Here is a 16,007-nt window from a genome sequence, read left to right as displayed (position 1 = left end):
TAGTTGCAAGTATCCAGTTCCGCCTTCAGCTTACCAGGTTGTGACAGTTTCAGCGCTCAGTCATTCAGCACATCGAGCAGAAATCCCGTGAGTGTGTCAGGCTTGACTTCTGCAAAAGCCTGAGTGTGAACAATGTCAAATTTGGCACCTGCTGACTTGAGGTTTTCATCTAAAGCGTTGAGAAACCCTTTGGCAATAAAGTCATCTCCAAGCTGAAGAAAGCCGATGCCGAGTTCGTGGTCTTGGTCGAGTTTTTCAGTCGTATGGATAATCAGTTTTGCGATCGCCATGCGATCGGGCGGTTCTCCATCGATCAACACGAGAATCATCTCGCCGTTGGGCTTTGTCTGGTGAGCCGCCTTGCGGGTGAAATAGTCATCCAGGGCAGATTGCAGCACGTTGAGCAAATCAAGCGTATCTGGCGGATAGTGAGCGTCAAAAATCGCGGTGACTTGATTGGGCAACACTTGCTTATATCGTTTAAACAGGGCTGCTTCATCTCGGCAAGAGATATAAACGGTGATGCCGTCAGGATCAAAAGCTTCGCATTGTTGAGCCAGCGACACGATCGCATCGTGGGCGGCTAACCAACGCTGCTCATATCCAGGTGGCGTTTTAAGCAGATTGGCGGCAGTTTTGGCAACAACGATCGTATAGTCGCGGTTTTGTAAGAGCGCTTCAGACATAGAATAGAGAGTCGGCGTAGAATAACCCAAGGGTGAGTCTAGGATACGCGATTTCTGCCAATCTGATGAGACGAGAATCTCGGTCAATCGGCATCGAGATTTGTCATACTGTTAGACAAAAGAGTGCTAACCACTCTCGCATAGTTTCTCAATTTGCCAAGCCACCATGAAACGTAGACCCAAAAATAGTTCCTACGATTACGAAAGAGATGATGAGGCTTACACTCCGCCCGATAAAGGCAAGCAGAGTAAGCCGAAAACGCCGTTTAACTACACCTCTCTCTTTATCATTGCGGGCATTTTTATTCTCGGCATTGGTGTGGGCATCGGGTTTAGCTCGACGGCTTCGACCAGTGACACCAGCGTGGTTAGCAACGTGCAAATTGATGCGAGGGCACCCAACGCAGAAATCTGCATTCAAAATGGGGCGAGTGCGATCGCGTTAGAAACCCGCTTTTTTGTGACGCTCAACCCGTTTAAGGTTTACGTGGCTCAGGCGAACACTCAACCGGGATGCGTGTTGCGGAGTGCTAGCTGGCAGGTGCTTGAGCAGCGCAATTTGATTACGCCTGAGCAAGTTCGCGCCTGCCGTCAACGCATGAACACCTTCAGCTATGTCGGCGCTCTAGAAAGCAATCCTAAAATCGATTGTGTCTATCAGAGCGATAGCGCGAAAAATCTCTTCCTCGCTGCGCCAGGATCGGGTGCGGCTCCACCAGAAAACGAGAAATTCTGATCAGTCTGTTATGGGGCTGTGATTTGAAGGGACTGTTGTGTAACGTCCCCTCGATCGTTTTCGTTTAGCCATCTAATAAATTGCTCTGCGAGGCAACACGTTCATTTACGATTTCTAGATGCCACTGAGGAATAGGTAGCTCATCATCTGCGGTAACTATCAAATTCCAGAGCTGTTGAACGTAATCAATTTGTTGTATTTCAGTGAGTTGCTCAAATCCTGGCGGAGGAGATAGCGGTTGAGAAATGGTCATTGTTACTATGGGAAGGAACTGAATTATGATAAAAGTTATAGCCGCTGTGCGAGAGGAAAGGAAATATAGTACTTCCTGCATTTAATAAAAGTTTCGACACATGACTTGACAAAGATTAGTTCTTCGGTGTCTGCACTGGATTATTAAAGGATTCAACCAGTCGCTTCTCTAGCACTACTCGGTATTCCTGCAAATCTTTGGCTTCTTTTGGGGACGCATTTTTAAGCAACCTGTCTACGAGTGCGATCGCTCTGCTCCAATTTTTGTTATTCACTGCAACATTTAGAGCATCTCGAAGCTCCTGGTCGGGGATTGATTCAATGGGTGGATCTGGTGCAGGTGGTACTGTTGGGACTCGATTTGAGCCAGAATTACCTTCCGGCTCTTGTCCAGCTTCGGGTACTGAAGGACTTTGGGGTGTTGGGGAACTTCTCCGTGAGGGGACAGGGCTAGAAACTGAGCTAGGTTGGGTAGATGGTCTTAGCCTAAACTCTTTTCCTTCAGGAATCTCAAGCGCCCAGATGTTGGGTGAAGTTTCAAGCATCCGAAATGCCCCTGATGCTCCTTGAGATTTGTCAGTTTTAATCTTCTTTGTCTTCTCATCAATTAAGACTTCATCAGCACTTACACCTCCAACTATTTCTCCTTGTTTTCTGGAGAAAGGAAGACCTTGAATCTGTTCTCCATCAAAAGTGATGAAACATTCGTCAAGCTGAGGTTCAACAGATTTCATTGAGAACCAGCCACTTTTCGTTCGATTTCCTTCTACTAAAGTTCTTTTTTGGTTTCCCCTTAAAAGATAGGAGATTTCTCCCTTAAAACTATCCTTGGTTTGTGTAATGGTGAATACTTCAGTTCCTTGTATCACACAAGGTGTTGGCTCAAGAGTTTTGGGTTTGGCGGGAATTTTCAGCGTAGCTTCGTTTAGGAGACAATTCTCAGGAAAAAAATAAGAACTCAGCCAATTCAATATAGGCAACCGCCAGATTGTTGAGCCACGAGAACAGGGGTCAGGAATCAACCAAAAGCCGAGCAGTAGTAGAGCAGCTACAGTGCCAACAGTAATTGGAGGCATGAGATGGGAAACGATCGGCAGTGGTGCCAATAATCCCAAATTGTGACGGGTAACAGCAGCACCGTCTGTATCCCCTAGTGATTCTCGAAGAGTCAGTGCTTGTGTGAGACGAGAACGAGCAGCGCTACTGTCGCCCAGAGACAGGGCGCGTGTGCCAAGCTGATGTAATGCCCAAGATATAGATTGTCCATCGTTGAGTGCTTGTGAGGCTTGAAGTTCCCATTGCAGAACTCGTTCCCACATTCCCCACAATCCGTTGAATACGAGTGCTGCTTCTAAACCTTGACCAAGTTTAATCACATCAGTATATCGACCAGACTCAAAAGCCCATTCCAAAATGTTTGAGATGGCATCAACATCTTGAAAGACCAAATCAGGCTCTACCTGATTCTGCTCGACAAATCCTTTGAAATAGTCCAGAGCCTTTTCTTTCAACTCGTTTAGGTCTGACTCTTGACTCAAAATTTCGCTGATATTGGAGGTCAGTCTGTACTGAGAATCAGAAACTTGAATGAGATCCTGTTGAATTAATGAACTCAAATGCTGTTCGATATTGGGAATGTCAGCAGCATCAGAACGGGAGATGGAAATTAGAAGTGCTGCTCCTGCTACACCTAAAACAGATAGTTGTTTTAAGATTCGACGGGCGGGTTCTGGTAAAGATTGAATTCTTCGCTGAGTGATTGATATTGCAGATGGGTCTTTTTTGATTGTCTCAGCAATATCTTTCAATGGTTTATTTTGGTCTCTTGCAAGTTTGACTGCTTGACGAATTTTCCAGGGATGCCCCTCGTACTTATCTAAAAGGCTCTTAGCTGCTTGACGATCTTCTTCACCTATTAGAAATTCGCCCCACGGTTTTTTGCCTAGAAAAGCCTCACGTTCTTCTTCAGTTAATGGTCGTCCAATCGCTTGCTCTTGGGCAACTAAATCAAACACTTCTTCTTCGGAGAAGCCTTTAAGTTCAAATGCACGTTCACCTTGTTTGGAGGGATCATCTTCCCGTGTGAACACGAAAGCTGATTTCGGTATCGCCTCGCGTAAGTTAAGAATTTGATCCAGCGGCAGCCTAACATCATCTAACAGAATCAATATCTTCTTAAGCTGTAACGTACTTTCAATTTTCTTGAGGTCAAACTTGATACCACGAATCTTTTCGTTAAAATGGTAGAAAATTTCTTCAAGTAAATCTGCTTCCATATAAAATCGCTTTGCTGGCACATACACTACACCGTCAGGAAATTCTGATGCAATCTTATGATGAGCAAAATCCTTGAGTAGCATAGATTTCCCAACTCCGGGCTTGCCCCAAAAACCTGCTACTTTTTCTTTGCCTTCGCGTTTCAGTGCAAATGCTAGATCTTCAAGTTCTACTCTGCGACCCAGCAAATCGGGACGTAGAGGCGGTAGGCTTAGTGGACTCTGTAGGGCAATTGGTTGAGGAATGTCCTTATTGAAGGGTAGGGGATCAACCCTAACCCCCACTCGTGACAAAAAAGTAAACAGTCGTCTGCCAAAAATAATTTCTCCGATCGCCCTGGGAATTAGAGAGCGCCAACGAGTATCGCGGTAGTGAAACCCATCGTGTTCACTTTCTAAACCAATCCATTGATCAAAGATCACTTTTGTTGGAATGGCTTGACCACCCACCACTTCTAAAACATTCAAAATTAAATCTGCTTTCCGCCTGCTTTTAATAATTCCGCACACTTTCCAAGTGCGTCGATTCAGTAGTGGAGCACCGCTCAATCCATGTCTAATGCTTTCATGTTTTATAGTAAGAAACTGCCCGTGCTTACTTTTTCCTTCGCAAGTAGGACTGATTGAGAAACCACCTTCATCAGGAAAACCATAACTGTAGAGTTGGTCATGAGGATCAGCTTCTCTATCTAGATATGCACATGGATGTTCCATGTGAGAGATTGTGAGAAGTGCAAGATCTCTTTCTTTACTCTCTACACGATCAATCTTCTCTATATCCTCTGCTGTAAATTTCTTATCTTTCCAATAAATTTCTATTTCATTGTCTTTAGCTACTTCTAGTACATGATTACAAGTTAAAATTTTTCCTGGAGCAACGAAGAAACCAGTTCCTTTCTCCCTAGATGTTTTTATCCGGACGGTGCAATCTTGAAACAACTCATAAATTGACTGGTCAGCCACGTACACACTCCTTTTTTATCTATTCTTTAGTCCACTCCATTGTGATCTTGAGATTTGCTTTGCCAGTGCCTTTGACTATCAAAGCTGTTAGCTGCCCAGACTCATAGCCGAACTCAACACCAAACTCGATGCTGGATTTGCTGGTTTTGAACTTTTTGAGGCTTTCAACGACTGAACCAGCGATTCCCTCGATCGCATCAGTGACCTCTTTAAGTGATTGAATCCTTGCTCCCACATCTGACTCAATCTCTTCACCTTCAACGCCAATTTGAATACTAGAGCCAATAACAGTTGCTTCAACTCTGATGAGAGACCCGTTCTCTAACTGCACTGGTATATTTTCAATTCGAGATTCTTTGGAATTATCCATTGCATTGAGCGATCTGCTGATTATATCCCAAGAAAATTATAAGTGCTTTTCTTCTAAAATACCAAAACGAAGCCAACGAAATGTTTCTCAACTGCGATCGCGAAGCTGACCACCCAATGAGGGAAATAGAGCTAAGGAATATGGGTTTGAGCCACCTGCCACACCAAACGGTCGCTACTGTTTTTGAGTAAGCCAACCTCCTCAAATCCAACAAAGCGAATCGGTGCAGTTTCAAGCCATTCTTCAACCGCGATCGTGGTGAATCACGAAGCCATCGAACTCAAAAAACTCGACTCATCCCGGCGATAACATGACGCAAGACGGGTCAAGTCAGTTTAAGCAAATTGCAAAAGCCGTGACGCGGCAAGTTGCCGAATTATTAGGCGCACAGGGATTGGGGGAAGCGATTTGTCGAACATTAGCCGCGTCAGGCGTGATCACGATCGTGGCAGATATTCGCGAAGACCAGGCTGAAAGAGTGGCGGCAGAAATCGGGGCAGAGGGCGGCAAAGCGATCGCCATGCGATTAGACATTACTGATGAACATCAGATTCTATCTGCGGTTGAAAAGATTATTAGTCAACATGGTCAGGGACGGATTTAACGGTTGCGATCGAAGACCTTGCGATTCAGGATTGGGATCGAATTTTAGCAGTCAATCTTCGCGCGCCGTTTGTGTTATCAAAAGCGGTAATTTCACACATGAAGCAACGCGAAAGTGGTCACATCGTTAACATTGCTTCGACTGCTGCAAAACGCGCTTGGGCAAACGCCTCTGCTTATCACGCCAGCAAATGGGGATTGCTAGGATTCAGCTATGCTCTGCACGTCGAAGCCCGTCCCCATAAAGTGAAAGTCACGGCTGTGATTGCTGGAGGAATGCAACCGCCATTCATTCTCGATCGTTCGCCCTGGCAGGTGCCTCATCGGTTGCTTTTTCAAGATGTGCCCTGCAAAGATTGCTATAAAAGCATTTGCCCCGAAGGACATCACAACTGTTTGCGTCAAGTCAGCCCAGCCGCGATCGTGACCGCAACTTGTGAACTGCTAGATGAACAGGCTCGATCGCCGCTAATTTTTCACGCGCCTCCCTCAATGCTCTCGACTAGGTTAATATAATATCTGACTGCTGGAGAGGTGGCAGAGTGGTCGATCGCGTCCGACTTGAAATCGGATGAACCGAAAGGTTCCGAGGGTTCAAATCCCTCCCTCTCCGTTGAATTGAAATAAATAAAGTCGCTGATCACTCCCAGAGTCGTGTTTAGTCTTCTAAAGCCAGGCTTAAAACGTTTCCGACAGCACAGACTGATGACCGAAAAAGTACTAATGTCATTTGGGTCGGTCAAATAACGACTCATTAATTTAATGTCTAAAGATACTTGCCTAAATTCAGCTAAGAATGTTAGCTAGATACTGGACAGTTTTAAGATCTAATGTCTACGATCGCATGCTCTTTCCTGTTTTCGCAGATTTGACAGAGGGCATGATAGACAGTGAGATTCTACAATCAGCCTAAAAACCTTTACCTCAGTCTTAATTGCTTTCTATGAAATTACTGAACGTCTTCAAGGAAATTACATCGGGATTTATGCAAGCGATGTCTACTCCTTGGTGGGTAGAGATCAAGACGGCAGAACCTAACTGCACCTACTATTTTGGCCCGTTTGATGACCCGGCGGAGGCAAAATCCGCTCATTCAGGCTATGTCGAAGACCTGACAGGAGAAGGCGCACAGGGAATCAACGTCGAGATCAAGCGCTGTAAGCCTGTAGAACTCACAAGCTGCGCGTCAGGAGTGGAATAAGGCGTTCTGCGGAGACTGACGACATGGCAAAATCGCGCAAGCTTGAAGACACGATCGCGCTGCTGGCCGAGATTCGAGCCGACCCCAGCTCAGACGTGGGGATCACAACACTCAGTCAAGTGCTGAACAGCAAATATTCGGTTGCCGTCTCGCAAGCCGCGAAGCTAATTGGTGAATCTGAGTTACATTCGCTGATCCCTGAATTGGTTGCAGCCTTCGATCGCTTCATGACAAGTGGATCTGACTCCGATCCCGGATGTCTGGCAAAAATGCGAATTGCCGAAGCACTCTATCGACTCGATCACAGCAACGAAACCCTTTTCTTACAAGGGATTCGACATCGGCAGATGGAAGCCGCTAGAGGCGGCAAAGAAGACACAGCCGCCGCTTTGAGAGGAGCCTGTGCCTTGGCTCTGGTGAGGATGAATTATTTTCACGTCCTAAGTGAGCTTGCGGATCTGCTGGCTGATCCTGCTTCAGAAGCTCGGATCGCGGCAGCAAGAGCGATCGCTTATAACGGCAGCGATCAGGGAATTCCTTTATTGAGAATGCGCGTTCTAGTTGGGGATCAGCCGTCTGTGATCTCTGAATGTCTGATGGCGCTGCTTCAGCTTGATCCAAAGCGATCGCTGCCGCTCGTGTCTCGCTGCCTCTATGCTCGAAAAGACGCGATCGCAGAAGATGCCGAACTCGCAGAAGTCGCCGCTCTAGCCTTGGGAGAAACGCGATTGCCAGAGGCGGTTGAGATTTTGCAAACTTGGTGGAAACAGATCCGATCGCCAGAGCTTCAACAAACTGGGCTGATGGCGATCGCGATGCTCAGACACGATGACGCGATCGAGTTTTTGCTGTCTCTGATTGCAGAGGGTCGAATTCAGACTGCCAAAATTGCCCTGTCAGCCCTGAGCATTTATCGAGCCGATGTAGGGTTATGGCAACGGGTTAGTGAAGCGGTGGATCTTCGAGATGAGGCAGCTTTGCGGCAACTGCTGCGTTCTCTCGATTAAGAAGTTTTGGCGTTGCTGAATAGGGATGATTGGGTAGGGGCAATCCCCCTGTGGTTGCCCTCCGTCAGGGGTAGGCACGGGGGCGCTACCCCTACAGCCATTTCATCCCATCGTTCTGCAATGCCGAAGTTTTTACGATCGTGGATTAAATACGATCGGTTATTTTCAATCTCAATGGGCACAGCAGTGCCATGCCCTTACACAGATTTCTTAGCGAATAGTTAACTCGTCTAAATTTAACCAATTACGGCTGCCCTTATCGCGATTAAAAATCACAGAAATAGTATTACTCCCCGCATTCAACGAGATGTTGGGGATCGTGATGCTGTTCCAACGGCTCCAATTTTCAGTCCCTGGAAAAATCTGATTATCAGCGATGCTTTTTCCATTCACATAGATGTAGCGAGAAGCGTTTCCTCCAGCCGCCGCATAGCGAAACGTTAGCGTATAGAAACCCGTAGACGCAGCATTTACTTTAAAGTCAACCCACTGACCCTCACGATTCCATCCGGCAATATAGCCTGAGCCGTGATAGCCCGTGTAGGCTGCCTCAATCACAAGCTGATGCAAGATGCCATCTTCGGCTTGATAGGTGATGGCTTCGGTGGTCACAACCAGCGAGGCGTTTAGGGCATCGATCGCCGCGCACTGACGGGCAGCATCAGCGCTGTCAAACGCACCTGCCCAAGAGAGTCCAAACTGATTGGCACTATTGCGGCCGTTCGACCAGATCGAGTTGGCATTTCTCAAAATAAAGTCTTTATAGGCTGACTGCTGGGTGACTTGATAAAGATCGCCTAAATAGCGAATAAAGATGCCCTTAAACTGGGCACCATCTTTGCCACAGTCTGGCTCACAAGGTTCTCTTAGAATGCCGTTAGGTGCTAAGGCTCGAAGGGTGGCATCGGCGATCGCTTGTGCTTGTCTAATTAGTGATCCATCGTTAGTGCTGCGATACAAGTCTACTAATCCGCCTAGAATTACGCCCTGATTGTAAGTCCAGGTGAGTTGCCCATTATTTTTACAAGTGCTGTCTAACCCATCATTAATCAGGTTGTCACGATTGATCATTCCAGTGTTTTTAAACCAGTTCCATTCTCGTTGGGCCCAGTCTAAATAGCTGCCTGCACCCGCATCTCCTGAAGTTCGCAAATGCAGTTTTGCTGCGATCGCTAAAAACAATTCGTTCGCGATCGCGTTTTTATATTTGCGCTGTTTGCTCCACCAGATTCCACCCCCGCAGGTCGAGTCCCAACCGCCTTTCATGTCGTTGAAAATCGTCTTTGCCATTGTTAGATAGCGCTGTTCGCCCGTCAGATCATAGGCTTTGATCCAGGTGAGTGCCCACCAGCCCTCATCGTCGTAAAATTCATTGAGAAAGTTACCGCGCTTATTTTTCTCGAAAGTGTTGGAGAGATTGCTTCGATAAGTGAGCGAATTGGTTAATCGACAATAGTCGATCGTCGTTTCGAGCGCGTTTGCTGAGTTCCACCAGCCTGTCGTGTTCCAAAGCCCAGTGCTGGCGTTGTAGAAGCTTTGTAGTGCCTTGATGCCTGCTTCTGTCTGTTCGCGACTTGTTTGATTAAGACTCATGGTGATCTCCAGTGACCCTGCTTTTAAAGTAGCCGATCGTTCATCTTTCAGGATAGGTATCTGATTAAACGAATAAGACTTCCAAAAGAAGGGTGTTATACCCATTAAAAATTGCGAATACTAAGCGGTGAATCGGTTTTCTCAGCAGCACAAGTCTGCCTCTTTAAAGTCTAAAAAGTTACACCAGTAGTATTTTGCATGCATCGATCGCGTTTGCCAGTAGGTTCATAAACACCTGATTTAATTGTCCAGCAAAGCATTCTACTTTCGGCAAATTACCATCGTCTGTGGTGATGTGATCTCTGGGCGAGATTCGTTGGCTTTGAGGCGATGCTTGAGAATCATGGGCATACTGGTTGTGCCACCCCTCGATTGGCAGCAGTGTAATTCCAGCGTTGAGATACTCGATCGCGGCAGCATCAGCGGTCGCCAGTTTCGCTTTCTGTCCTGCCCGCAGATTGAGTTGAATCAGTTGATCGCGTTCCTGCAACTGAGTCATTAACTCGGCTCCCTGATTCAGATGATTGACAATATTAAACAGCTTCTCTTTTGTGGCTCTAGGGGTGTGACTTAGGAGGAGTTGTCCAATCTGCAAGTGAGCGGCTTGTTTCTGTTCTTCTGCGATTAGAGGTAGGCGGCTTGTTGAACGCGATCGTGCAAAAAGCGATAAATCGGATTCGCTGCTGCATCAGAAACTGACACCGTATCCGATTGCGTAAAGAACTTATAGATTTCTGTTGTTGGGATAATCTGCGGTAGTCGATGCCGCGATTCATCCGTCCCGTTTGTTCTGGTGAGAGATATGCCAGTGTTCCTTCTAGCGCGTTGGCATTCTGAATCTCTTGAGTTTCGCGGGGCAGCAGCGAGGCAATGCTGAAGGCAATCAGCTTGACTTGCTTGCTGTCGGGATGAATCACAATGTTGGCGGGCTTGAGGTCTTTGTGAATGACTCGATATCGATAAAGTCCATCCAAAGCTGACGCAATTTGAATTGCAATCTGAAGGAATGCAGTCAAACCGTGCCCCAGGTTTCCCTCCCGTTTCAGCACTTCCTTGAGCGAAATGCCACCAAAGTCTTCCATCACTAGCGCATAAGCATTTTCGTAAGGTTCGAGCGTTAGCGGTTTGACAATGCTGGGCAGGTCAAGATTTTTGGCGATCGTATACTGATTGCGGAACTGCACCAGTTCACTAAAGCTAGGAAATGGGTTTCTCAGTAGTTTGATGGCACAATCTCAATCGCTCCGTTGACTCGATTCACCCTGTGCTACTTATTAAAGGATGCGATCGCCCAAGTGCGGATTGTGGTCGAGCCTGTCAATCGCAAGACTCGAAGTCTTCTCCTTGGCTTGGAACTTCTGTGGAGTCCACAGAAGTTCCAACTGTATGATGCTACTCAAAAGCTTTATCAGATGCCAGTTTCAGAGCTATCTCGAAAATAGAAAAACTGGACTGGACTAAAAATGGACTAAATTATGAACCTCTTTTTAGCGCGTTTTGGCAGTCCCGATCCATTTCATCGCCAACTAGCAGCATTGTACTTCAGCACCCATAAAACGAATAGCGCTCCTTTGTTGTCTTTAATGTCTTAAATGTCTTAAATGTCTTAAATAAGACTCATAATGAGTCCCAGTCCGAGTCTTATTTAAGATAAACGAACTGTAACCTCAATTCCTCTTATTCAATGCGATAAAGTACTAGTGATGAGATTAGAGAGTTGAGTCAGCCTTATGCGTCATTTAACCAAGCGCCCCATTCAACAAAGTGTTATTGCAACACTTACGATCGTCTCACTCACCCTTAGCGCACCCTTCGGCCATCTCACTCCCCTTCCCGCGATCGCCCAATCCATTCGACCTCAAGATGCCTGGCAGCAAGTTTACAAGCAAATTCCAGACCTGCCCTTAGAAAACCAATACATCAACCGCACAACCCAAAAAGTTGACCCCAACAACACCCTCGTCAGTCGGCTGATCCGCTATCACCAGTATGTCAAAGGTCGCCCCATCAACTATCGCCTCGATTGGAAAATGACTCTAGGCGACTATCTAGGAGTCAACGAGCCAATCATCGACACAGGCTATCCCGGCTCAAACACCCTAAGAAAAAATCCCTTAGAGGGCGATCGTGGCATCATCAACCGTCTCACCCGCAAACAGCGCGATGCTCTCGTTCAAGCATTAGTAAACGTCTTCAGCCCCACCGCTCGCCAACCCATTCCAAACCCGATCGCCAGCCCACAACCTCCTTCGATGGTGATGCCCGATCGCCCAACTCAACCCAGTGGGGCCCAACTCCTCAAACCCTAACTAATATGGGACGGTTACTCAAAAGCGGCACCGATTGGCGCATCGGTTGGGATGCCGAAGCCCCAGAGTTTAAAGGACTCGTTGGCGCAGATCACTGGGCGATCGAACTTACCGCACCCGAACTGCAAGACTTCGCACGACTGCTCGAACAACTTAGCCGCACGATGCAGCAAATGACCACCGAACTGATGGACGAAGAAACGATCACCTGCGAAGCCCAAAGCGATCGTCTCTGGCTAGAAGTTGAAGGCTACCCTCATGCCTACAGCCTTCGGTTAATCCTTCTCACAGGTCGCCGAGGCGAAGGATTTTGGGCTGCCCCCGCCGCCGCTCAACTCCTACAAGCCCTTCAGACGCTTCAAGTTTTTTGACAGCTTGGTTGGATGGATGCAATCCCCTATGCTATATTTGTTAAGCGACATCGGGGCGTAGCGCAGCTTGGTAGCGCACTACTTTGGGGTAGTAGGGGTCGCAGGTTCAAATCCTGTCGCTCCGATAGCATGAAAGCCAGTCATTGACTGGCTTTTGTCGTTTCTAGGCACAGCTTTCAGAAACCTCTTCATTCTCAATAAGAGCGCGAAATAACTCGAAGAAATTTGAAATAACCCAGAAAACTGGCGCGTGAATTTTATCGCTAGACTGGCTAAAACCTCATGCACCACTTTGGTGTAAGGAGCGAATTAGATGGCAATTGCAAAGAATCGAGCCAATGCAAGCAGTCCCATCTCAACTTCTGGGATTCGCGATAATCACCGTCGAGGAACCGTTGGAGATTTTCTAAAAACTAAAATTCAGTCTGACTCTACCTTGTCGATCGTTTCTGCCTATTTTACAATCTACGCATTTGAAGCGCTCAAGCAAGAATTAACGGCGATCGCAGATTTGAGGTTTTTATTTGGTGAACCCCGTTTTGTGCGATCGCTTGACCCAGACAGAACGGATAAAAAATCATTCAAGATAGAAGATGAAGACTTGCAACTCCAAAACCGTTTGGAACAAAAACGAGTTGCCAGAGAGTGTGCGGATTGGATCAAGGAGAAGGTGCAAATCCGGTCAGTCACGCAAGTCAATCTCCTACACGGCAAGATGTATCACATGGATCATCATGGGGTAGAGGATGCCATCATGGGTAGCTCTAACTTCACAGTGCGGGGTTTGGGCTTGGGCAGTGCAGGCAACAATCTTGAACTTAACCTAGAAGTTGACAGCAAGCGCGATCGCCAAGACTTAAAAACCTGGTTCGACGAGTTGTGGAACGATGAGGCCCTAGTTGAGGAGGTTAAAGACGAGGTTCTGCACTATCTAGAGCAGCTTTATCAAAATCATTGTCCCCAATTTATCTACTACAAGACCCTATTCCACATCTTTGAGAAGTTTCTGGCAGACCAGGATGCAAGTGGACTACTAAGCGAAAAGAGCCAGCTCGTGGATACCGAAATTTGGCAGACGCTGTTCGAGTTTCAGAAAGATGGGGCCAAAGGGGCAATCAATAAAATTCGTGCCCACAACGGCTGCATCATTGCCGATAGTGTGGGTCTGGGGAAAACGTTTGAAGCTCTGGCAATCATCAAATATTTTGAGCTGCTGAATTACAGAGTTTTGGTACTCTGCCCCAAGAAACTAAGAGAGAACTGGACAATTTACCAAGCTCAGAACAACAGTGAACTGAACCCGTTTGTTAAAGACCGATTTAGCTACACCGTTCTCTCTCACACTGATTTGAGTCGAGATTCAGGGCTTTCGGGTGATATCAATCTAGAAACCATCAATTGGGGAAACTATGACTTAGTTGTGATTGATGAGTCTCATAACTTTCGCAACAATACCAGCAGTAGGCGAGATGAAGAAGGCACGATCATTCGCAAGAGTCGCTACGAGCGGTTAATGGATGATGTTCTCAAGACTGGCATTAAAACGAAAGTGCTGCTGCTCTCAGCAACTCCGGTCAACAATGATCTAAAAGACCTGCGGAACCAGCTTTATTTTCTGACAGAAGGACGGGATGAGGCATTCCGTGAGTCATTTGGCATCACTAGCCTCAAAGAAACTCTGGCAACTGCCCAACGCACCTTTACCAATTGGGCAAAACAGCAGGGTGAACGAAGAACGATCGACCTATTAGAAAAGTTGAGTTCTGGCTTTTTCAAACTGCTCGATGAACTGACGATCGCTCGATCGCGCCAACACATTCAGCGATATTACAAAGACAGCATTGCTGAATTAGGCGGCTTTCCAGAGCGGCTTCGACCCCTTTCGATTTATCCCAAAATTGACTTGAGAGGTCGATTTCCGTCCTACGACAAAATCAACGACGAGATTTCAGACTATCAACTGTCGCTGTTTAACCCAGCAAAATACGTTTTGCCACAGTATCAAATGCTGTATGACAGAGACAGAGCCGTGTTTAGCCAGGGCGATCGCGAACATTTTCTGATCGGCATGATGAAGGTCAACTTTTTGAAGCGGTTGGAAAGTTCCGTTTCTGCCTTCGCCATCACAATGGACAACACCATTCAAAAAATTGAAGAACTTCAGGAACGGATTACAAGGTTTCAAACCCTTCATAGTCAGAGTGTAGAAGTGGAAGCGATACCAATGACGATCGCCGAACTAGACGATGAAGAACTGCGAGATGCCATGCAGGTGGGGCAAAAGCTGATCTACCAGATGGCACACCTAGATGTCGAGGCATGGTTAGAAGATCTCGATCGAGACAAAGATCAGTTGGTCGGACTGTACAACTCAGCTTCAGCGATTTCGGTCGATCGCGATGCCAAACTTGCTGAGTTGAAAAAGCTAATTGCCCAGAAGGTGCAAAGCCCAACGATCAATAAACAGGATCAGCCAAACCGGAAGGTATTAATCTTCACAGCATTTGCTGATACTGCCGTTTACCTCTATGAGTCGTTAAGTAGCTGGGCAAGAAGTGAACTCAATATCCAGGCTGCTTTGGTGACAGGAGACACCTCTCGCAACAAAACGACCTTTGGCAAATCAGAGTTCAATCAGATCTTGACTAACTTTTCTCCGATCGCCAAGAAGCGCTCCAAAATACTGACGATGCCACAAGATGGTGAGATTGATCTACTAATTGCGACAGACTGTATTTCAGAAGGACAAAACCTGCAAGATTGCGACTATCTCGTAAATTACGACATTCACTGGAACCCAGTCCGAATCATTCAGCGATTTGGGCGCATCGATCGCATTGGCAGTCTCAGTTCTACAGTGCAGATGGTCAACTTCTGGCCCACCGAAGACCTGAACAAATACATCAATCTCAAGAACCGAGTGGAAGCGCGGATGGCACTGGTCGATATTGCGGCAACTCAGGAAGATAACCTGCTGGCAACCGTTGAAGACATCATTCAGGATGACCTGAAGTATCGGGATAAGCAACTGCTGCGGCTTAAAGATGAGGTACTCGATCTCGAAGATTTTACCGAGACGGTATCGTTGACTGAGTTCACGCTGGATGATTTTCGGCTCGAACTTAGCAAGTACATTGAGAGCAATCGCCAACTCTTACAAGATGCACCATTGGGACTCTATGCAGTGGTTCCGCCCCATCCTGACTATAACTTCATCGCACCTGGAGTCATCTTCTGTTTGAGGCAGAAGGGTGATTCTGGAAGTGAAGCCGTGAATCCGTTACAGCCTCATTTTCTGGTTTATGTGCGAGACGATCGAGTCGTGCGATTCACCTTTGCCCAACCCAAGCAAATTCTGGAAATTTATCGATTGCTGTGCGCCGAAAAGACCACGCCTTATGAACAACTTTGCAACTTATTCGATCAGCAGACTTGCCAGGGCAACGATATGAGCGTTTATAGCGAGTTGCTTCAGGCGGCGATCGCCTCGATCGTCACTACGTTTCGGAAGCGATCGCTGTCAAACTTGCAATCGAGCCGCAGTGCCGTGCTGATAGAGGTGCAGAGCCAGGTTGAGAAAACCACTGATTTTGAGTTGATTACGTGGTTAGTGATTCAAAATGAAGCATAGGTCGTTAGA

Annotated in this window: 16 protein-coding genes and 2 tRNA genes; 11 read left to right on the top strand and 7 right to left on the bottom strand. The window is 46.8% G+C overall.

Annotated elements, in window-relative coordinates:
• Positions 1-56: 56 nt before the first annotated feature.
• Positions 57-686 carry a vWA domain-containing protein gene (locus C7B65_RS14335; protein ID WP_073069745.1) on the bottom strand — a complete coding sequence of 210 codons (630 nt, stop codon included), beginning with the start codon at positions 684-686 and terminating at the stop codon, positions 57-59.
• 166 nt (positions 687-852) lie between these two features.
• Here C7B65_RS14335 and C7B65_RS14330 point away from each other — a divergent pair, with 166 nt between their 5' ends.
• The gene (locus C7B65_RS14330) at positions 853-1,422 is read left to right on the top strand and encodes a DUF3172 domain-containing protein (protein WP_073069744.1); all 570 of its coding nucleotides are present in this window, start codon (positions 853-855) and stop codon (positions 1,420-1,422) included.
• Positions 1,423-1,486: 64 nt separating this feature from the next.
• On the opposite strand, the gene C7B65_RS14325 is transcribed toward C7B65_RS14330, so the two are convergent.
• The 3 genes from C7B65_RS14325 to C7B65_RS14315 all read right to left on the bottom strand — a co-directional run bounded on the left by C7B65_RS14325 (position 1,487) and on the right by C7B65_RS14315 (position 5,283).
• Entirely contained in the window at positions 1,487-1,675 is a 189-nt protein-coding gene (locus tag C7B65_RS14325) for an addiction module protein (RefSeq protein WP_073069743.1), read from the bottom strand.
• 115 nt (positions 1,676-1,790) lie between these two features.
• Positions 1,791-4,913: a S1 family peptidase gene (locus C7B65_RS14320; RefSeq protein WP_073069742.1), complete on the bottom strand. Its 3,123-nt coding sequence runs from the start codon at positions 4,911-4,913 to the stop codon at positions 1,791-1,793.
• Positions 4,914-4,932: 19 nt separating this feature from the next.
• Positions 4,933-5,283, bottom strand: coding sequence for a CU044_2847 family protein (locus C7B65_RS14315; RefSeq protein WP_073069741.1), 351 nt, complete (start codon positions 5,281-5,283; stop codon positions 4,933-4,935).
• Between the two features lie 310 nt (positions 5,284-5,593).
• On the opposite strand from C7B65_RS14315, the gene C7B65_RS29285 reads away from it, so the two are divergent.
• The 5 genes from C7B65_RS29285 to C7B65_RS14295 all read left to right on the top strand — a co-directional run bounded on the left by C7B65_RS29285 (position 5,594) and on the right by C7B65_RS14295 (position 8,094).
• A complete protein-coding gene (locus C7B65_RS29285) occupies positions 5,594-5,887 on the top strand; it encodes an SDR family NAD(P)-dependent oxidoreductase (protein ID WP_073069740.1) in 294 nt (97 codons plus the stop codon).
• Positions 5,888-5,895: 8 nt separating this feature from the next.
• Positions 5,896-6,402, top strand: coding sequence for an SDR family NAD(P)-dependent oxidoreductase (locus tag C7B65_RS29280; protein ID WP_219898554.1), 507 nt, complete (start codon positions 5,896-5,898; stop codon positions 6,400-6,402).
• Positions 6,403-6,414: 12 nt separating this feature from the next.
• A tRNA-Ser gene (locus C7B65_RS14305) sits at positions 6,415-6,499 on the top strand.
• A gap of 330 nt (positions 6,500-6,829) precedes the next feature.
• Positions 6,830-7,087: a DUF1816 domain-containing protein gene (locus C7B65_RS14300; protein WP_073069738.1), complete on the top strand. Its 258-nt coding sequence runs from the start codon at positions 6,830-6,832 to the stop codon at positions 7,085-7,087.
• Between the two features lie 23 nt (positions 7,088-7,110).
• A complete protein-coding gene (locus C7B65_RS14295; protein ID WP_106254041.1) occupies positions 7,111-8,094 on the top strand; it encodes a hypothetical protein in 984 nt (327 codons plus the stop codon).
• 210 nt (positions 8,095-8,304) lie between these two features.
• On the opposite strand, the gene C7B65_RS14290 is transcribed toward C7B65_RS14295, so the two are convergent.
• The 3 genes from C7B65_RS14290 to C7B65_RS14280 all read right to left on the bottom strand — a co-directional run bounded on the left by C7B65_RS14290 (position 8,305) and on the right by C7B65_RS14280 (position 10,913).
• Positions 8,305-9,687, bottom strand: coding sequence for a glycoside hydrolase family 76 protein (locus C7B65_RS14290; protein ID WP_073069737.1), 1,383 nt, complete (start codon positions 9,685-9,687; stop codon positions 8,305-8,307).
• A gap of 178 nt (positions 9,688-9,865) precedes the next feature.
• Positions 9,866-10,186 (bottom strand): hypothetical protein, encoded by a 321-nt coding sequence (locus tag C7B65_RS14285; protein WP_073069736.1) that lies wholly within the window; start codon positions 10,184-10,186, stop codon positions 9,866-9,868.
• A gap of 58 nt (positions 10,187-10,244) precedes the next feature.
• On the bottom strand, positions 10,245-10,913 hold the full coding sequence (locus C7B65_RS14280; protein ID WP_083582698.1) for a serine/threonine protein kinase: 669 nt from the start codon (positions 10,911-10,913) through the stop codon (positions 10,245-10,247).
• A 21-nt stretch (positions 10,914-10,934) separates the two neighbouring features.
• On the opposite strand from C7B65_RS14280, the gene C7B65_RS27435 reads away from it, so the two are divergent.
• The 5 genes from C7B65_RS27435 (at position 10,935) to C7B65_RS14260 (ending at position 15,998) form a co-directional block, all read left to right on the top strand.
• Complete coding sequence (locus C7B65_RS27435) at positions 10,935-11,129, top strand: hypothetical protein (RefSeq protein WP_143162003.1); 195 nt, start codon at positions 10,935-10,937, stop codon at positions 11,127-11,129.
• A gap of 288 nt (positions 11,130-11,417) precedes the next feature.
• Positions 11,418-11,996 (top strand): hypothetical protein, encoded by a 579-nt coding sequence (locus tag C7B65_RS14275; protein ID WP_073069735.1) that lies wholly within the window; start codon positions 11,418-11,420, stop codon positions 11,994-11,996.
• A gap of 5 nt (positions 11,997-12,001) precedes the next feature.
• Positions 12,002-12,367, top strand: coding sequence for a DUF1818 family protein (locus C7B65_RS14270; RefSeq protein WP_073069734.1), 366 nt, complete (start codon positions 12,002-12,004; stop codon positions 12,365-12,367).
• A gap of 51 nt (positions 12,368-12,418) precedes the next feature.
• Positions 12,419-12,492, top strand: a tRNA-Pro gene (locus C7B65_RS14265).
• A gap of 188 nt (positions 12,493-12,680) precedes the next feature.
• Positions 12,681-15,998, top strand: a complete 3,318-nt coding sequence (locus C7B65_RS14260; protein ID WP_073069733.1) for a helicase-related protein — start codon at positions 12,681-12,683, stop codon at positions 15,996-15,998.
• Positions 15,999-16,007: the final 9 nt, after the last annotated feature.

Source organism: Phormidesmis priestleyi ULC007, from assembly GCF_003003695.1.
Lineage (GTDB): Bacteria > Cyanobacteriota > Cyanobacteriia > Leptolyngbyales > Leptolyngbyaceae > Phormidesmis_A > Phormidesmis_A priestleyi_A.
The sequence above is the reverse complement of the archived record's forward strand: the minus strand, read 5'-3'. Positions and strand labels throughout refer to the sequence as shown.